14 protein-coding genes and 1 pseudogene are annotated in these 15,972 nt (G+C 67.4%); 3 read left to right on the forward strand and 12 right to left on the reverse strand.

Features of this window, described 5'->3' with window-relative positions; all coding sequences use genetic code 11:
- Window positions 1–3: 3 nt before the first annotated feature.
- Window positions 4–1,893, reverse strand: a complete 1,890-nt coding sequence (mutL, locus tag AQ619_RS02665; protein ID WP_062143874.1) for a DNA mismatch repair endonuclease MutL — start codon at window positions 1,891–1,893, stop codon at window positions 4–6.
- Between the two features lie 140 nt (window positions 1,894–2,033).
- Here mutL and AQ619_RS02670 point away from each other — a divergent pair, with 140 nt between their 5' ends.
- Complete coding sequence (locus AQ619_RS02670; RefSeq protein WP_062143877.1) at window positions 2,034–3,035, forward strand: TraB/GumN family protein; 1,002 nt, start codon at window positions 2,034–2,036, stop codon at window positions 3,033–3,035.
- 126 nt (window positions 3,036–3,161) lie between these two features.
- A complete protein-coding gene (locus AQ619_RS02675) occupies window positions 3,162–4,097 on the forward strand; it encodes a TraB/GumN family protein (RefSeq protein WP_062151200.1) in 936 nt (311 codons plus the stop codon).
- Between the two features lie 217 nt (window positions 4,098–4,314).
- Here the strand turns inward: AQ619_RS02675 and AQ619_RS02680 are convergent, their stop codons facing one another.
- From AQ619_RS02680 to AQ619_RS02710, 8 genes and pseudogenes are all read right to left on the reverse strand, one after another.
- The gene (locus AQ619_RS02680) at window positions 4,315–4,884 is read right to left on the reverse strand and encodes a DUF3035 domain-containing protein (protein WP_062143880.1); all 570 of its coding nucleotides are present in this window, start codon (window positions 4,882–4,884) and stop codon (window positions 4,315–4,317) included.
- A gap of 96 nt (window positions 4,885–4,980) precedes the next feature.
- On the reverse strand, window positions 4,981–5,490 hold the full coding sequence (gene lspA, locus AQ619_RS02685) for a signal peptidase II (RefSeq protein WP_062143883.1): 510 nt from the start codon (window positions 5,488–5,490) through the stop codon (window positions 4,981–4,983).
- A gap of 13 nt (window positions 5,491–5,503) precedes the next feature.
- Window positions 5,504–5,651: pseudogene (locus AQ619_RS19515) on the reverse strand (hypothetical protein); the annotation flags it as partial.
- A complete protein-coding gene (gene ileS, locus AQ619_RS02690) occupies window positions 5,635–8,610 on the reverse strand; it encodes an isoleucine--tRNA ligase (protein ID WP_062143885.1) in 2,976 nt (991 codons plus the stop codon). The pseudogene AQ619_RS19515 and the gene ileS, both read right to left, overlap by 17 nt.
- A gap of 454 nt (window positions 8,611–9,064) precedes the next feature.
- Window positions 9,065–10,150, reverse strand: coding sequence for a S1C family serine protease (locus AQ619_RS02695; RefSeq protein ID WP_084745717.1), 1,086 nt, complete (start codon window positions 10,148–10,150; stop codon window positions 9,065–9,067).
- Window positions 10,151–10,458: 308 nt separating this feature from the next.
- Window positions 10,459–11,400 (reverse strand): bifunctional riboflavin kinase/FAD synthetase, encoded by a 942-nt coding sequence (locus tag AQ619_RS02700; RefSeq protein WP_062143888.1) that lies wholly within the window; start codon window positions 11,398–11,400, stop codon window positions 10,459–10,461.
- The gene (locus AQ619_RS02705) at window positions 11,400–11,825 is read right to left on the reverse strand and encodes a MaoC family dehydratase (protein WP_166504126.1); all 426 of its coding nucleotides are present in this window, start codon (window positions 11,823–11,825) and stop codon (window positions 11,400–11,402) included. The genes AQ619_RS02700 and AQ619_RS02705 overlap by 1 nt, the downstream gene beginning before the upstream one ends.
- A 59-nt stretch (window positions 11,826–11,884) precedes the next feature.
- The gene (locus AQ619_RS02710; RefSeq protein WP_062143893.1) at window positions 11,885–12,748 is read right to left on the reverse strand and encodes a TIGR01459 family HAD-type hydrolase; all 864 of its coding nucleotides are present in this window, start codon (window positions 12,746–12,748) and stop codon (window positions 11,885–11,887) included.
- A gap of 143 nt (window positions 12,749–12,891) precedes the next feature.
- Here AQ619_RS02710 and AQ619_RS02715 point away from each other — a divergent pair, with 143 nt between their 5' ends.
- Window positions 12,892–13,458, forward strand: coding sequence for an NnrU family protein (locus AQ619_RS02715; protein WP_062143896.1), 567 nt, complete (start codon window positions 12,892–12,894; stop codon window positions 13,456–13,458).
- Window positions 13,459–13,462: 4 nt separating this feature from the next.
- Here the strand turns inward: AQ619_RS02715 and AQ619_RS02720 are convergent, their stop codons facing one another.
- The 3 genes from AQ619_RS02720 to tipF form a co-directional block, all read right to left on the reverse strand.
- The gene (locus AQ619_RS02720) at window positions 13,463–14,164 is read right to left on the reverse strand and encodes a 2OG-Fe(II) oxygenase (protein WP_166504127.1); all 702 of its coding nucleotides are present in this window, start codon (window positions 14,162–14,164) and stop codon (window positions 13,463–13,465) included.
- Window positions 14,161–14,418: an Ada metal-binding domain-containing protein gene (locus tag AQ619_RS02725; protein WP_062143899.1), complete on the reverse strand. Its 258-nt coding sequence runs from the start codon at window positions 14,416–14,418 to the stop codon at window positions 14,161–14,163. Before AQ619_RS02725 ends, AQ619_RS02720 begins: the two co-directional genes overlap by 4 nt.
- Before the next feature lie 82 nt (window positions 14,419–14,500).
- Complete coding sequence (tipF, locus tag AQ619_RS02730) at window positions 14,501–15,763, reverse strand: flagella assembly cyclic-di-GMP phosphodiesterase TipF (RefSeq protein WP_062143902.1); 1,263 nt, start codon at window positions 15,761–15,763, stop codon at window positions 14,501–14,503.
- Window positions 15,764–15,972 lie beyond the last annotated feature (209 nt).

A 15,972-nucleotide genomic window follows, 5' to 3' on the forward strand; every position in this document is an offset into this window, starting at 1 on the left:
GCCCTAGCGCCGCCCGAACAGCCGCTCGATATCGGCCAGTTTCAGCTCCACATAGGTCGGCCGGCCGTGGTTGCACTGGCCCGAATGCGGCGTGGCCTCCATCTCGCGCAGCAGGGCGTTCATTTCGGCTCCGTTCAGGCGACGGCCGGCGCGGACGCTGCCGTGGCAGGCCATGGTCGAGCAGACCTCCTCCAGCCGCTCCTTCAGGGCCAGGGCCTGGCCGTTCTCGGCCAGGTCATCGGCGATGTCGCGCACCAGGCCGGCGGCGTCGGTCTTGCCCAGCAGGGCCGGGGTCTCGCGTACCAGCACCGCCCCGGGGCCGAAGCTCTCGACGATCAGTCCGAGGCTCGCCAGTTCCTCCGCACGGGCGATGACGCGTTCGGCTTCGGCGGGATCCAGGTCGACCACCTCAGGCAGAAGCAGGGCCTGGCGGGCGACGCCGCCGGCTTCCATCTCGCGCTTCATGCGCTCATAGACCAGCCGCTCGTGGGCGGCATGCTGGTCGACGATGACCATGCCGTCGCGGGTCTGGGCGACGATATAGGTCTCGTGAACCTGGGCCCGGGCCGCGCCCAGCGGAAAGTCCACGGGATCGAAGGGGGCTGAACCATCCTGTGGATAACTCTGCCCCTGTTGCGGGGTCAGCACGGCCTCGAAGGCCTCGGCCATGCCGGGGCCGAACCCGGGCTCGACCCGGGCCGAAACGTCCGACAGACCCGGAAGGGTCAGGGGGCGCTGGGTCGGCGGAGTCCAGCCTCCGTCCCGCCAGGCCGAGAAGCCGGCGGGCGAGGGGCCGGGTTGATAGCCGGGGAACGCGCCCGGCTGGGTCCTGAGACTGTCGAGAGCCTGGGACGCCACCGTGGTCGAGGCCCGGTGACCGGCCCCGGCCAGGGCATGACGCAGGGCCCCGACGATCAGGCCGCGCACCAGGGCCGGATCGCGGAAGCGGACCTCTGCCTTGGCCGGATGGACATTGACGTCGACTTCGGCGGTGTCGAGCGACACATAGAGCGCGGCCGTCGGGTGGCGGTCGCGAGCCAGGAAATCGGCATAGGCGGCGCGCAGGGCACCCTGCAGCAGCCGGTCGCGCACGGGCCGGCCGTTGACGAACAGATACTGGTGGGCGGCATTGCCGCGATTATAGGTCGGCAGACCGGCAAAGCCGGTCAAACGCACGCCGTCGCGGGTCTGGTCGATCTCGATGGCATTGGCCTGGAAGTCACGGCCCAGAACAGCGGCCAGACGGGCCAGGCGGCCCTGCGGACCCGGCTGTTCGGGCGGCAGGCGCAGGATACGGCGGCCGTCGATGTCCAGCGAGAAACCGACCGCCTCATGGGCCATGGCCTGGCGCTTGATCTCCTCGGTGATCGCCAGGGCCTCGGCGCGCTCCGACTTCATGAACTTCAGCCGGGCCGGGGTAGCGTAGAACAGGTCGCGCACCTCGATCCGGGCCCCATGCGGGCCCGGGAAGGCCGCCGGTGCCACCTCGCCGACCTGACCGCCCTCAACGAGGATCGAGAAGGCGTCCTTCTCGCCCTTGGCCCGGGAAGCGATCGACAGCCGGGCCACCGAGCCGATCGAGGGCAGGGCCTCGCCCCGGAAGCCCATGGTGTGGATGCGCAGGAGGTCCCAAAGGCCGTCGGCGTCCGGCGCGAGCTTGGAGGTCGCATGGCGCTCGATGGCTACCGGCAGCTCTTCGGCGCTCAGACCCATGCCGTCATCGGCCACCAGGATCCGGGTCAGGCCGCCGCCATGGGCTTCGACCTCGATCCGCGTGGCCCCGGCATCGATGGCATTGTCGACCAGTTCCTTGATGGCGCTGGCCGGCCGCTCGACCACCTCGCCGGCGGCGATGCGGTTGACGGTCTCGGGCGGCAGGCGGCGGATCGGCATGGTCGGACTTTCGAGGCGGGGCGGCGTAGCCGACCTGGCATTGCGTCTTCGTAATTTGACCCGCCGGGTGCCGGGCCCTTCAAGTCACAAAGAGCCGATCATTCTAGATCGATTCCACCACCCTTCGAGGATCAGAGATAGTGACGATCGGCTCCAAAGCATCCCAGGTCGCCGCCTTGGCCGGCACGCTCGCCCTGCTGGGCAGTGCCCAGGTCCAGGCCCAGTCCACGCCTGTCGACCTTCAGCGGGTCGATCCGGAGGCCAATCTGGTTGAGGAACTGGTGGTCAACGCCAAGCTGCCAGGTCCCGCCTGGTGGAAGGTGTCCGACGCCGACAGCACCGTCTACGTGCTGGCGGTGCCGGCCATTGCCCCCAAGGGGTTGGCTTTCGATACCTCGGTGATCGAGCGGCGGCTGGACGGCGCCAACCGTCTGATCCTGGCGCCGGAGCCCAAGATCAATGTCGTGCGCGTCGTCAGCCTCGCCGTTGGAGGCCGTCGCTACTTCCTGACCGACACCCCGATGCGCCAGACCTTGCCGTCGGACCTTCGCGCCCGCCTGGAGGCCCGCCTGAAGACCGCTGGCGAGGACGCCGACAGCATGGACGATATCAAGCCGGCCTTTGCCGGATTCCTGGTCGCCAACATGAAATCAGGCGGCTCGGTTTCGATCAGCGGCGGCTCGGTCGGGGATCGCATCGAGAAGATCGCTCGTAAGGGTGACCTTAAGAAGCGCCCGAAGATCCAGGAGCTTGAGGGTTATGATGTGATCGACACGCTGAAGGCCGTGGGCTCGCTGCCCAAGACCCAGCAGGAGTTCTGCCTGGATGCCGGCCTGCGCGAGGCGGATGCGGGTGGTCCCGGGATCGAAGAAACGGCCCGGCGCTGGGCCGAGGGCGACGTGGTCAAGCTGGCCGCCGCCGACCGGGGCTATCAGGCCTGTCTGTCGGCCACGCCGCGGGTGGCGACCGAGATTCGCCAGACCATCGAGCGTTCGACCAGCGCCATCGAGGCGGCGCTGAAAGTGCCGGGCAAGTCGGTGGCCCTGGTCAATTTCCGTCCTCTGCTGGCCGAGCAGGGCGTCCTGGCACGCTTGCGCGCCAAGGGCCTCAAGGTGACGACGCCAGCCGATAGCGCGCCCTAAACTTCTGATTTAGAGCCCTTTTCGCCCGCCCCTGATGAAGCGATCAGGTCGAAAAGGGCTCCAGGTCAAGCTTTGGCCGCAAGGGCCGTGTCATGTCGCCTGATCAATCAGGGGAAGTCGACCATCATGAGATTCGCAGTTCTGGGCGCGGTGCTGACCGCCTTGTCGCCGCTCGTCTGCCATGCCCAGGCCATGGATGATCCCGAGGCGGTGGTGGTCGAGGCGCTGGTGGTCAATGCCAAGCTGCCCGGACCGGCCTGGTGGCGCATCTCCGACGGCGACACCACGATCTACATGCTGGGGACCCTGGCCTCCTTGCCCAAGGATATGGCCTGGGACACCTCGGTGCTCAGCCGTCGTCTGAACGGGGCCTTTGCCCTGATCCTTCCGCCGGAGGGACGGGCCGGGGTGACCGATATTCCCGCCCTCCTGTCCCTGCGCGGCAAGCTGAAGTCCGACCGGCCGCTCGACCAGATGGCCCCGGAGCTTGCGCCCCGTCTGGCGCGGGTCCGCACCCAGTTGGGCAAGAAGCCCGGCAGCTACAACGAGTGGAGCCCGCTGGGCGCGGGCATCATGATCGCCACGGACTATCAGAAGACCACGAAACTGGAGTCGAGCGAGCCGGAACGCACCGTGGACAGGCTGGCCCGCAAGCATCGGGTCAAGACGCGCCTGGCCGGCACCTACAAGGCCATGCCGGTGGTCAAGGCCGTCGTTCGGCAGCATTCGGCCGAGGTCGGCCTGACCTGTCTGGAGGGGGTGCTCAGCGAGGCCGAAGCCGGCAGCTCTGCTGTGCGTGAGGCGGCTGAAGCCTGGGCGAACGGCGATGTGCGCGGGGCCATTGCCGGGCCGCGCAACTTCCAGCGCTGCATTCGCGGCCTGCCGGGCATGCCCGAACTGGAACGTCGGGCCATGGACGATGAGGTGGCGGCCCTGACCGAAGCGATGAAGACCCCGGGCCATGCCGTGGCGGTGTTCTCGATCCGCGGCCTGGTGGCCCAGAACGGTCTGCTGGACCGCATGCGGGCCAAGGGCTTCACGGTGAAGACGCCGGGGGACTGATTCATTCCGCTCTCCCCGGCGAAGGCCGGGGCCCAGATCGAACCCCGTGAGTTCGTCAAGCGGGCAGAGGCGGAAGGCGCATCATCCCCAGCCACTCAGGCTGGATCTGGGCCCCGGCTTTCGCCGGGGAGAGCGGATCGTGTTGATCCAGACCGAAACCGGCCCCGAAAGCGGTGCTTCCGGGGCCGGTCAAATATCGAAGCGGTGAGTTGAAGCCCTACAGGCCCGGCAGCTTGATCCGAGTCTGCTTCTCGCGGCTGATCACCACCTTGCCGGGACCCATCAGGGCCTTCAGGCGGGCTTCTTCGGCGGCGGCATCGACCACGACCGGCGCATCGGCACCGGTTTCGCTGCTGGTGGCGGCCACCTGGGCAGCCTTGTCCTTTTTCCAGAACATCACCTTGCTGGCGAAGCTCTCGTCCTTGTGGGCCAGGTCGCCGGTCTCGTCATCGACCACGAAGCGGATCAGCGGATCGGCCTTCTCGACACCGGCCTTGGCGACCAGCAGCTTTTCACCGTCCGAGCGGCCGGCGGCCAGGCTCTGGCCGATCAGGGCCTGACGCGCGGCGCTTTCCGGCTGCAGCTCCTGCGGGCGGGGCTCGCCGGGGGCCGGCGGACGCAGGGCGTAATCAGGCGGCACGACCAGCGGGGCCTTGGTGACGACGCGGAATTCGTCGGGAACCACCTTGCTCATGCCCAGCGCCTTGGAGGCCGATTGGCAACCGGCGAGGCCCGTGGCGGCTACAGCAGCCAGAACGCTCAGGGTCGCGACCCGATTGAAACTCATGAACCCATGCTCCAGCGGGCCCTTGCGGGCCGAAATTCAGAGCGCACTCGATACGACATCAAGGCGCGGGTGCCAATGTCTCTTGCGATTGCGGCCTTATTCGGTCGGATGGGCCAGCTTGTCCTCGCCGGTGAGGAAGCTGTCGAGCAGCAGGAAGGCCACGCCCACCGAGATCGCGGCGTCGGCGATGTTGAAGATCCAGGGGAAATAGAGGTCGCGCACGTCGATGAAGTCGGCGACCGCACCATAGATCACCCGGTCGATCAGGTTGTTGCCGATCGCTCCGCCGATGATCAGGCCCAGACCAACGGCCATCAGCGGTCGGACCGCCTTGCGCGCCCACAGGGTCAGGCCCACGACGACGACGGTCGAGAAGCCGGTCAGCAGCCAGCGGCCCCATTCGGCATGGCCACTGAGCAGGCCAAAGCTCATGCCCCGGTTCCAGACCATGGTCAGGTCGACGGGGCCGGGCAGGAGGACGGTGCCCCGAGCCTCGAGGTTCAGCCCGTGCAGGATCCAGAGCTTGGTCAGCTGGTCGAGGGCGACCGTCGCTACAGCGATGGCATAGGCGATCCAGCCTTGGCGGGTGATGTTTAGTGCGGTCACTCTGAACCCCTTTTCCTTCTCCCCCTGCGGGAGAAGGTGGCCTGCGCAGCAGGTCGGATGAGGGGTTTCTCCGGTCGCGCCGTGCAACCCCTCATCCGTCGCTGCCGCGATACCTTCTCCCGCAAGGGGAGAAGGAAGCAAAGCTTACCGTCCTTGGCTATCCCACCAGGCCACAGCCTCCGCGTCGCGCAGGCTGAGCTCGGGATAGAGCGGATTTGTGCCGACCTCGGGCAGGATGCGCCAGGAGCGGGCGCACTTGTTGCCCTGGGCCTGGGCCGGGTCCACCGACACGCCCTTGACCTCGTCGGTCGTGAAGGCCCCGCCCTCGCCGGCGACCAGGGTCGCGGCGCTGGTGCGGAACACCTCGGCGGCGTCGAGGCCGTCAAAGGCGGCCAGCAGCTCCGGATCGGCGATATGGACCACCGGCGCGGACTCCAGGGCCGAACCGATGCGCTTTTCACGCCGTTCGACCTCCAGAGCGCCGGTGACCACCGACATCACCGTTTCGACCCTGGCCCAGCGGGCGGCCTCGGCGGGATTGTGCCACTGGGCCGGCGTTTCAGGCATCACCCGCAGGCTGTTGGAGCCCGCCTCGGGGAAGCGCGTCATCCACGCCTCTTCCATGGTGAAGCTGGTCAGGGGCGAAAGCCAGATGGTCAGGCGCTCGAAGACATAGTCCAGCACGGTGCGATAGGCCCGGCGGCGCAGTTCCGTCGGCTTGTCGCAATAGAGGCTGTCCTTGCGGATATCGAAGAACAGGGTCGACAGGTCGCCCTGGCAGAACTCGATCAGCGGCCGGGTGACGTCGCTGAAGCGATAGGTCTCGTAGGCGGCGCGGACCTGACCATCCAGCTCCCAAAGACGGTGCAGGATGAACTTCTCCAGCGGCGGGAAGTCGTCATAGTTCGTCACCCGTTCGGCCTCGTCGAAGCCGGCGAGGGCGCCCAGCAGATAGCGGGTGGTGTTGCGCAGCTTGCGATAGGCGTCGGTCGTGGTGGCCAGGATGGTCTTGCCGATCCGCTGGTCTTCCGAATAGTCGACCATGGCCGTCCACAGTCGCAGGATCTCGGCGCCGGACTCCTTGGTGACGGCCTGGGGCTCGACGGTGTTGCCCTTGGACTTGGACATCTTCTCGCCGTTCTCATCCTGGGTGAACCCGTGGGTGAGCACCGCCTTGTAGGGCGCGCGGCCGCGGGTGCCGCAGCCTTCGAGCAGGGACGACTGGAACCAGCCGCGATGCTGGTCGGAACCTTCCAGATAGAGATCGGCCGGCCAGTGGCTGTCGGCCCGGCCTTCGATCGTGAAGGCGTGGGTGCAGCCCGAGTCGAACCAGACATCGAGGATGTCGACGACCTTTTCGTACTGGGCCGGATCATGGGCCTCGCCGAGGAACGCGGCGTCGGGACGGGTGAACCAGGCGTCGGCCCCGCCTTCGCGGATGGCGTCCAGGATGCGGGCATTGACGGCGTCGTCCATCAGCGGCTGGCCGCTGTCCTTGTCGACGAACATGGCGAGCGGCGTACCCCAGGCGCGCTGGCGGCTGACCAGCCAGTCGGGACGGCTCTCGACCATCGAACCGATGCGGTTGCGGCCGGCGTCGGGATGGAAGGCGGTGTCGGCAATGGCCTGGATGGCGGTCTCGCGCAGGGTCTTGCCGCTCGCCAGCGGCTGATCCATGCGGATGAACCACTGGGGCGTGTTGCGGAACAGGATGGGAGCCTTGGAGCGCCAGCTATGCGGATAGCTGTGCTCGACCCGGCCGCGCGCCAGCAGGTTGCCGGCCTCAATCAATTTGTCCATCACCGCGCCATTGGCAGGACCGAACTTGCCGGCCTTCTTGCCCTCGGTCTCGATGACCTTGAGGCCCGCGAACAGCGGGACGTGCGGGTAGTAGGCCCCGTCGGGATCGACGGTATCGGGGATGGAATCGAGGCTGTAGCCGCTCTTCAGCCAGACCAGATAGTCGTCGGCCCCGTGGCCCGGGGCCGTGTGGACGAAGCCGGTGCCGGCGTCATCGGTCACGTGGTCGCCGGCCAGCAGCGGCACGTCGAAGCCGAAGCCCCCAACGGGATCAGAGTCGAACTGGGCCAGCGGGTGGGCACAGATCAGGCCGGTCGGGTCGATGGGCTCGACGCGGCGCCAGGTGGCGACCTTGGCGGCCTTTCGCACATCTTCGGCCAGCTTGTCGGCGACGATCAGGCGGTCGCCCGGCTTGGACCACGGGGCGAACTCGAGGTTCTCCTCCAGGGCCTCGACCTCATAGAGGCCGTACGCGACCTTGGGATTGAAGCTGATCGCCCGGTTGGCCGGGATGGTCCAGGGCGTGGTGGTCCAGATCACCACGCTGGCGTCATTGGGTGGCAGGCGGAAGACATTGTCGCCGGCCGGATTGCCTGACAGGGCGTAATGCGCCTCGTCATAGACCTTGACCGGGAACTTCACCCACACCGTCGGCGAAACATGGTCGTGGTACTCGATCTCGGCATCGGCCAGGGCCGTGCGCTCGACCGGGCTCCACATCACCGGCTTGGAGCCGCGATAGAGCTGGCCCGAGGCCGCGAACTTGTGGAACTCGGCGACGATCGTGGCCTCGGACGAGAAGTCCATGGTGGCGTAGCGGTTCCACCAGTCGCCCAGGATGCCCAGGCGCTGGAACTCGACCTTCTGGGCCTCGATCCAGCCGCCGGCATATTCGCGGCAGCGCTTGCGGAATTCCTCGGCCGGGACCTCGTCCTTGCGGCGGCCCTTGGCGCGGAACTCTTCCTCGATCTTCCACTCGATCGGCAGGCCGTGGCAGTCCCAGCCGGGCACATAGTCGACATCATAGCCGAGGGCGAAGCGGCTGCGGACCACGAAGTCCTTCAGCGTTTTGTTGAGGGCATGGCCGATATGGATCGGGCCATTGGCATAGGGCGGGCCGTCGTGGAACACGAACAGCGGCGCGCCGTCGGCCTGGCGCTTCTGGCGGATCGCGCCATAGAGCCCCTTGTCAGACAGGGCAGCCCAGCCCTCAAGGATCTCGGGCTCCTTCTTGGGCAGACCCCCGCGCATCGGGAACGGGGTGTCAGGAAGGAAGACGGTTTCGCGATAGTCGCGGGCGGTCGTGGCGTCGTCGGCCATGGGAGAGCTATCCAGCTTGGAAGTTCGGAAAGGAAGGTGCGGGTCTTAAGTCCCGGCGCGCGCTCGAACCTGCGTCCAGCGTTACGCCGGGCGGATAATTCGCGGAGTTTTCCGAACGAAAGTCATGGTCCGGGGATAGCAGAGGGTTTGGTGTGGAGCAAACCCGCAAGCTCCAAACTCGTGTCATCCCGGACGAGCCCGGCATAGCCGGGTGAAGATCCGGGACCGATCTGGAACGCGGCGCTCAGGCGTCGGTCCCGGATCGGCGCGCTGCGCCCCCGGCTCAAGGCCGGGGCGGGATAGTAGTGTCTCCGCTCTCCCCGGCGAAAGCCGGGGCCCAGATCGAACCCGGAAAGATGGCGGATCGTGAGGCCGGCAGTAGGCGCAACACCCCCAGAGGTTCAGGGTGTATCTGGGCCCCGGCTTTCGCCGGGGAGGGCGGACAAAAGTGCAGTTACCCCCGCTTCCGCACCTTCGGCGTGATCGTCACCGTCATGAGTCGGCCTTCGCGGATCAGGCTGAACAGGGTGGGCTTGTTGATGGCGTGATGGTCGAGGGCGCGCAGCAGGTCGTCGAGGCCGGTCAGGACCTGGTCGCCGGCCTGGATCAGCAGGTCGCCTTCCTTGACCCCGGCCTTGGCCGCGGGGCCGCCGCTGTCGACCTGGGCGACGAAGACCGCATAGGCCTGGGTGACGCCGGTGGCCCGGGCCAGGGCGGCCGGGATCGGGGCCTGCTGGGCGACGAGACCGATCGAGCCGCGCCGGACGAAGCCGTGGTCCATCAGTTCCTGGATCACATAGGTGGCCGTATTGACCGCCACGGCGAAGCACAGGCCCTGATAGCCGGCGATCACGGCGGTGGCGATGCCGACCACCTCGCCGCTGGAATTGACCAGGGGGCCGCCGCTGTTGCCGGGATTGAGGGCTGCGTCGGTCTGGATCAGGTCCTCGATCAGACGGCCGCGCTCGCCGCGCAGGGACCGGCCGAGGGCCGAGACCACGCCGGTGGTCACGGTCGCCTCGAAGCCCAGAGGCGCGCCGATGGCGATGACCAGCTGGCCGCGCCGCAGCTTTTTGGAGTCGCCCAGCTTGGCGACGGGAATATCGACATTCTGGTCGACCTTGAGAATCGCCAGGTCGGTATCGGGATCGTCGCCTACGCAGCGGGCCGTGAGGCTGCGGCCCTCGGCGGTGATGATCACGAAGCGCGAGGCCCCCTGGACCACGTGGCTGTTGGTCAGGATCAGGCCGCCGGTCGCGAAGGCGAAGCCCGAGCCGATGCCCTGCATGCGCGGGTCTTCCAGCATCGGGTGTACCCGGACCACGGCCGGTCCGACCACCTCGACCGCGCGGACCACGGCATTGGAATAGGCGTCCAGCAGGTCGCCATTGGGCAGGGCGCAATAGCCGCCCTCGACCTCGACGGCCTTGCCGGTGTCGAACACGAACTGGGCGTCGGCCGGATAGGACAGGATCTCGTGCCGGCGCCTGGGCACCGGCCGCCGCGCCCTGGCGAAATGCTCGTACTTGCGCGCTTTCAACGTCCCGCCCCCACCATGGTTAAGAGAGGTTAACGGGGCTGAGCCAAGGGGGAAAGCTTTTCTCCTCCCTCGTGTGTTGAGAGGGGAGGGATAGATGCTCCCCCTGATGCCGGGTCTCAGGCCTTAGGATCTGCCGCCAGAAAAGTTGTCATCCCGGACAAGCCTGGCGAAGCCGGGCGCCGATCCGGGACCGACCTGGAACGCGGCGCTCAGGCGTCGGTCCCGGATCTTCACGCTACGCGCTCGTCCGGGATGACAGCCGGTATTGGCCTTAGGCGATAACCTCCCCCAAGGGGGGAGGATCCTGTCTAGAATCCCGGCGCCACGATCGCCCGGGCCGCCGTCTCGTCGCGCCGGATCTGTTCGACCATCAGGTCGATGCTGTCGAACTTCAGCTCCGGCCGCAGGAAGGCGATCAGCTGGGTTTCGATGACCTGGCCATAGAGGTCCTCATCGAAGTCGAACAGCCAGGTCTCCAGCCGGGTCTCGACCCGGCCGGTGGTGGGATTGTTGCCCAGATTGGCGACACCGGGCACCTCACGGCCGTCCGGCAGGCGGGTGCGGGTGGCATAGACGCCGAGCCTGGGCACCACATAGTCGACGATCTCGACATTGGCGGTCGGAAAGCCCAGCTGGCGGCCCAGCTGCTGGCCGCGCCGGACCACGCCCTCGATGGCGAAGGGGCGGCCCAGGATCCTGGCGGCCGTTTCCGGGTGACCCTCGCGCAGGGCATCCCGGACACTGGTGGAGGAGAACTTGTCGCCCGTCTCGCCGGCTACCGGCTCGGCGATCGAGACGCCGAAGCCATGCTCAGCGCCATAGGCCCTCATCCCATCGGGACTGCCGGTGCGGCCCTTGCCGAACGAGATGTCAAAGCCGGCGGCGACATGGCGCACGCCCAGCCCCTCGACCATGACCTGCTCGACGAACTCGCGGTCCGAAAAGCTGGCCATCTGGAAGTCGAACGGCAGCAGATAGAGGACATCGACGCCCATGCCGCCCAGAACCCGGGCCTGCTGCTCGACCGTCATCAGACGGAAGGCCGGCTCGGTCGGGCGAAACAGCCGGCGCGGATGCGGATCAAAGGTCACAACGCCGAGCGGCACCTTGAGTGACAGGGCGGCCTTGGCGGCCTCGGCGATCACCTGCTGATGGCCGCGGTGCACGCCGTCGAAATTGCCCAGCGCCACGGCCGCGCCGCGCTCCTGGGCCGGCAGGTCCTTCCAGCCTTGAACGATGGTCAGGGTCATCAGCCGGCCTTGCGCGGAACCATGATCAGGGCCTCGCCCTCGACCACCGGCTTGCCCTTGACCAGACAGACCGTGGCCAGGGTGACGCGGGCCTTGGCGGTGTCGATCTCGGTGATCGTGGCGCGGGCCGTGACCTCGTCGCCGATCTTGACCGGCCGCTTGAAGCGAAGGGCCTGGGACAGATAGATCGCGCCGGGGCCGGGCAGGGTGGTGCCGATCACCGCCGAGATATAGCCGGCCGACAGCATGCCGTGGGCGATACGCTCGCCAAAGCTGGTAGTCGCCGCATAGTCGGGGTCGAGGTGGACGGGATTGTTGTCACCCGTCACGGCGGCGAAGGCGATGATGTCGGCCTCGCCGACCGTGCGGACCAGATCGGCGGTCTGGCCGACGCTGAGTTCCTCGAGAAACAGACCCTGCATCACGCGTCCTTGCGACTTTTCTTGTTTTCCGTTGGGGCTGAGCTTAGCGGCTGGACCGCCGATCACCAGACCAGATCACCCACGGCGTGCGTGGCCCCGACCTCATCGGCCGCCAGCAGGGCCAGGACCGCTTCCGGATTCAACTGGCCGTCCGGCCCCAGGGCCTTTTCGCCATGGATGCCCTTGGCGATGAACAGGCAGGCCAGTTCCTGGTTCTCGGCTCCGAGGACGTCAGTGATCACGCCATCGCCGATACAGAGGATGCGGGCGCGATCCACGGGCCGACCTGTCAGCCGCTCGGCCTCGGCTATGGCCAGGTCATAGATCGGCGCGAAGGGCTTGCCGGCCATGATCACTTGCCCACCGAGGCTCTCATAGAGGTCGGCCAGGGCCCCGGCGCAATAGATCAGCCGGTCGCCGCGCTGCACCACCCGGTCCGGATTGGCGCAGATGAAGGTCAGGCCCCGCTGCGCCGCCACCGCCAGACGGTCGCGATAGAGTTCGGGCTCCTCGGTCTCGTCGTCATAGAGGCCCGTGCAGCCGATGAAGTCGGCGTCCTCGCAGGACCCGGTCAGGTCCAGGTCAAGGCCGGCATAGAGCGGACCATCGCGGTCCGGACCGATCCGCCAGACCTTGCCCGGCGCGCGCGCGCTCAGCAGGTCGCGGGTGGCGTCGCCGGAGGTGACAAAGCCGCTCCAGGCCGCACGGGGCACCCCCAGGCTGTCCAGTTGCGAGACCACGTCATGCGACGGGCGCGGCGCGTTGGAGATCAGGACCACCGGTCCGACCTGAGCGCCCCATTGCACCAGGGCCTCGCAGGCCTCCGGGAAGCTCTGCACGCCGTTGTGGATCACGCCCCAGACGTCGCAGAGCACGATGTCGTAGCGGTCGCGGAGAGCCGAGAGGCGTTCGGGAAAATCGATCATGGCGGCGGCGGTACCGGTCGGGGAGGGGGGCGTCAACGCCTGGAGGGCTCAGGTGTCGTCACCGGCCGCGCTTTGCAAGAGGCACGGCTTTCGCTGACCGCCGTTCCGTGACTATGCTTCACTCCTGCGCCGGGGAGAGGCTGATGACCATTCTGATTCTGGGACTTGTCCTGTTTTTCGGTATTCACGCGGTCCGTATCGTCGCGGGGCCCTTTCGTGACGCCCAGGTCGCGGCCAGCCCGGGCCGGTGGAAAGGCCTCTATTCGCTGATCGCGGCGGCGGGCCTGGGCCTGATCATCTGGGGCTGGATGCAGTACCGGCTGATGGCACCACAGCTGTATGATCCGCCCGTCTGGGGCCGCCACCTGGCCATGGTGCTCGTTCTGCCGGCCTTCATCCTGCTGGCCGGAGCCAATGGTCCGGTCGGGCGCATCAAGGCGACGGTGCGCCATCCGATGCTCATCGGCGTGATCCTGTGGTCGATCGCCCATCTGCTGGCCAATGGCGATCAGGCCTCGGTCATGCTGTTCGGGGCCTTCCTGGCCTTTGGCGTGATCGACCTGATCTCGGTCCTGGGGCGTCGGGAGCCCGCGCCGGTCGCGACCAAGCCGATGGCCGACCTGATCATGGTGGTGGCCGGAACGGTCCTCTACGCCCTGTTCGTGCTGTTCCTGCACCGGGTGTTCTTCGGGGTTTCGCCCCTCGGCTGAGCCTTCACGGCGCATCATGAAAGATGATGCCCAGGGTCCGGCGACGGCCTGAGCGGATTTCGCTGACCCCGTGCCGCAGGATCCGCCGGTGCACGCCGCGTGCGCCTTCGGCCGGCCTGTCGCGGACGGCGAAGATCACGCCCTCGCCCTGGCGCAGCGGCACGACCTGGGGGGCCGACTGCTGGCGGGGGCGCTGCTCGACCAGCACGAACTCGCCACCCTCGAAGTCGCGTCCGGGTTCGTCGAGCAGGAAGGCGGCCTGCAGGGGAAAGACCTGTTCGCCGTAAAGATCCTGGTGCAGGCAGTTATAGTCGCCCGGCCCATAGGTCAGCAGCAGCGGCGTCGGCCGGGTCTGGCCGCCGGACCGGCAAAGGTCCAGCATCTCCGTCAGGGTCGCGGGAAAGCGTCGGGCCTCGCCCAGGCGTTGCGCCCAGTGATTGGCGATCCTGGCCAGGGGCGGAAACAGGCTCTCGCGCAGGGTCTGGACCGCCTCCGGCAGGGGGTAGGCGAAGTACTGGTACTCGCCCCTGCCGAAACCGTAGCGGGCCATGACCACGCGGCTGCGGAACAGCTCCGTCCGGTCATAGAGGGCCGCCAGGTCGGCGCAGGTCTCCTGCGTGAACAGCGGTCCGGTCAGGGCCCAGCCCCGGCTGTCCAGCTCGGCGGTGATCCGCGCCCAGTCCAGGTCCGAAGGTGGGCAGATCAAGCGCGGGCCTCGCTGACGGCGGGGTCCAGGCGCTCAGGCTTGCAGCGCTTGCAGGCCCGGAAACCGGCCGCGCGGGCTTCGGCCCCGGCGGCATGGAACACGACGTTCTTGCGCAGCGGCCGGGCAGGGCAGACGGGGCGACAATAGATCCCGGTCGTCCGGACAGCGATGAAGAACGCGCCGTCGGCCGCAGGGTCCCGCTCCAGGCAGGCGGCCCAGCGGGCCTCGTCGTCGGCATAGTCGGCAAATCTCATGGCGGGCTCCCGTCTTCCAGGAAGCCTGCGCCCTCAGGGGACGTCCGTCATTCCGAAGCTTGCGGCCCGGTACCGAAAACTGTCACCAGCCTGAGGCGCGGCGGCGCAGGGCTCCGCGCATGAAGTCCTGGGGCGGTTCGGCCTCGGCCAGGACGGCGTCGCGGATAGCGCGGGGTTCGCCGAACAGATGGCCCTGGCCATAGCCGATATCGAGGTCGAGGATGTCGACGATCTGCCGTTCGGCCTCGACCTTCTCGACAATGACCTCGATGCCGTAGCGGCGGGTCAGGGCGGCGAAGTCGGCGGCATTCAGGTCGGGCAGGGAGGCGATGACCAGCTTGCCGTCCTCTTCCTTCAGCTGGTCCAGCATCATCTGGGCACCGACCTTGAGGAACTTGACGTCAGCGCGGGCCAGGTCCTGGAAATCGAGATCCAGGTCGTTGACCTTGTCGAGGCTGAACTGGAAGCCGAGGCTGGCCAGACGCGACATGTGGCGGGCTTCCACGGGGCCGCGCCGGTCGAACGCCGCCTGACCCAGTTCGAAGATCACCGCGCCGGCCAGGTCCTTGTTGCCCTGCATGAACTCAAGGAACTGCGGGAAGAAGCTCTCGTCGGCCAGGCTGGCCAGGGAGATGTTGCAGAAGATCCCGACCTTGCGGTCCTGCTTGGCCAGCCGGCGCACGATCTGCACGCAACGGAACAGCAGCAGGTTGTCGATGGCGGTCATCAGGCCTTCGGGCTCGGCGACAGCCAGGTACTCGGCCGGCATCATCACCCGGCCGGTTTCATCGCGCAGGCGCGAGAAGCTCTCATAGAAGACGGTGCGCCGCTGGGGCAGGCTGACGATCGGCTGCAGATAGAGGTCGACGCGGTTCTCGGCGAGGGCGTCCTGGACCACCTGCAGCATGACATTGGCCTGCGGGGTGCGGCCGCGAACCTCGGTGCGCGCCGCGGCGACCTGATGGGTCAGCTGGTGTTCCAGCCGGTCATTCATCGTGGCGATCAGGTCTTCCAGCTGGTGGACCTCGGTGGACAGCTCCTCCGAGCGGCGCTGGGCATCCAGGGCCACGCTCTCGACCAGTTCGGTCATGCGGGCGTCGATCTTTTCGATCTGGTCGAGCAGGATGGCGTGGGCCTCGCGGACCGTATCGATGTCCATGCGGGTGCGGGCGGTCTCGAAGGTGCTGGCGATCATGCCGTGGAAGGCAAAGCACAGGCCGAGCGTGCCGATAAAGGCCGCCAGACCGACAGCCGGTGCCGCCCCCGTGCGCCACAGCACGAGGGAGATGATCAGAGCCAGACAAAGATAGGCGCCCGTGAGCAGCCCCAGCATCAGCCTTCGCATCAGTCCGTCCACGCGAATCGTTACAGGCAATCAGACCGGTCCGGACGCCAAGAGTCGAACGGATTAACGCCCCTGCGCTATTCCGCCTCGTTCCGTCGTCCTGTGCAGCAGCATAACCGATACGGGCGCGTTCCGACATCAAAGGCGCGTCTCTCTGCATCGACAGCGACGCCTTGGACTGATAATCACTCGCAAGTGTTCACGAGAAT

Source organism: Caulobacter henricii, from assembly GCF_001414055.1.
Lineage (GTDB): Bacteria > Pseudomonadota > Alphaproteobacteria > Caulobacterales > Caulobacteraceae > Caulobacter > Caulobacter henricii.

Coding starts and splice junctions, on each gene's coding strand:
- mutL (WP_062143874.1), bottom strand. CDS start 1,893: ATGCCGATCCGCCGCCTGCCGCCCGAGACCGTCAACCGCATCGCCGCC.
- tipF (WP_062143902.1), bottom strand. CDS start 15,763: ATGCGAAGGCTGATGCTGGGGCTGCTCACGGGCGCCTATCTTTGTCTG.
- AQ619_RS02710 (WP_062143893.1), bottom strand. CDS start 12,748: ATGATCGATTTTCCCGAACGCCTCTCGGCTCTCCGCGACCGCTACGAC.
- AQ619_RS02715 (WP_062143896.1), top strand. CDS start 12,892: ATGACCATTCTGATTCTGGGACTTGTCCTGTTTTTCGGTATTCACGCG.
- AQ619_RS02680 (WP_062143880.1), bottom strand. CDS start 4,884: ATGAGTTTCAATCGGGTCGCGACCCTGAGCGTTCTGGCTGCTGTAGCC.
- AQ619_RS02725 (WP_062143899.1), bottom strand. CDS start 14,418: ATGAGATTTGCCGACTATGCCGACGACGAGGCCCGCTGGGCCGCCTGC.
- ileS (WP_062143885.1), bottom strand. CDS start 8,610: ATGGCCGACGACGCCACGACCGCCCGCGACTATCGCGAAACCGTCTTC.
- AQ619_RS02675 (WP_062151200.1), top strand. CDS start 3,162: ATGAGATTCGCAGTTCTGGGCGCGGTGCTGACCGCCTTGTCGCCGCTC.
- AQ619_RS02700 (WP_062143888.1), bottom strand. CDS start 11,400: ATGACCCTGACCATCGTTCAAGGCTGGAAGGACCTGCCGGCCCAGGAG.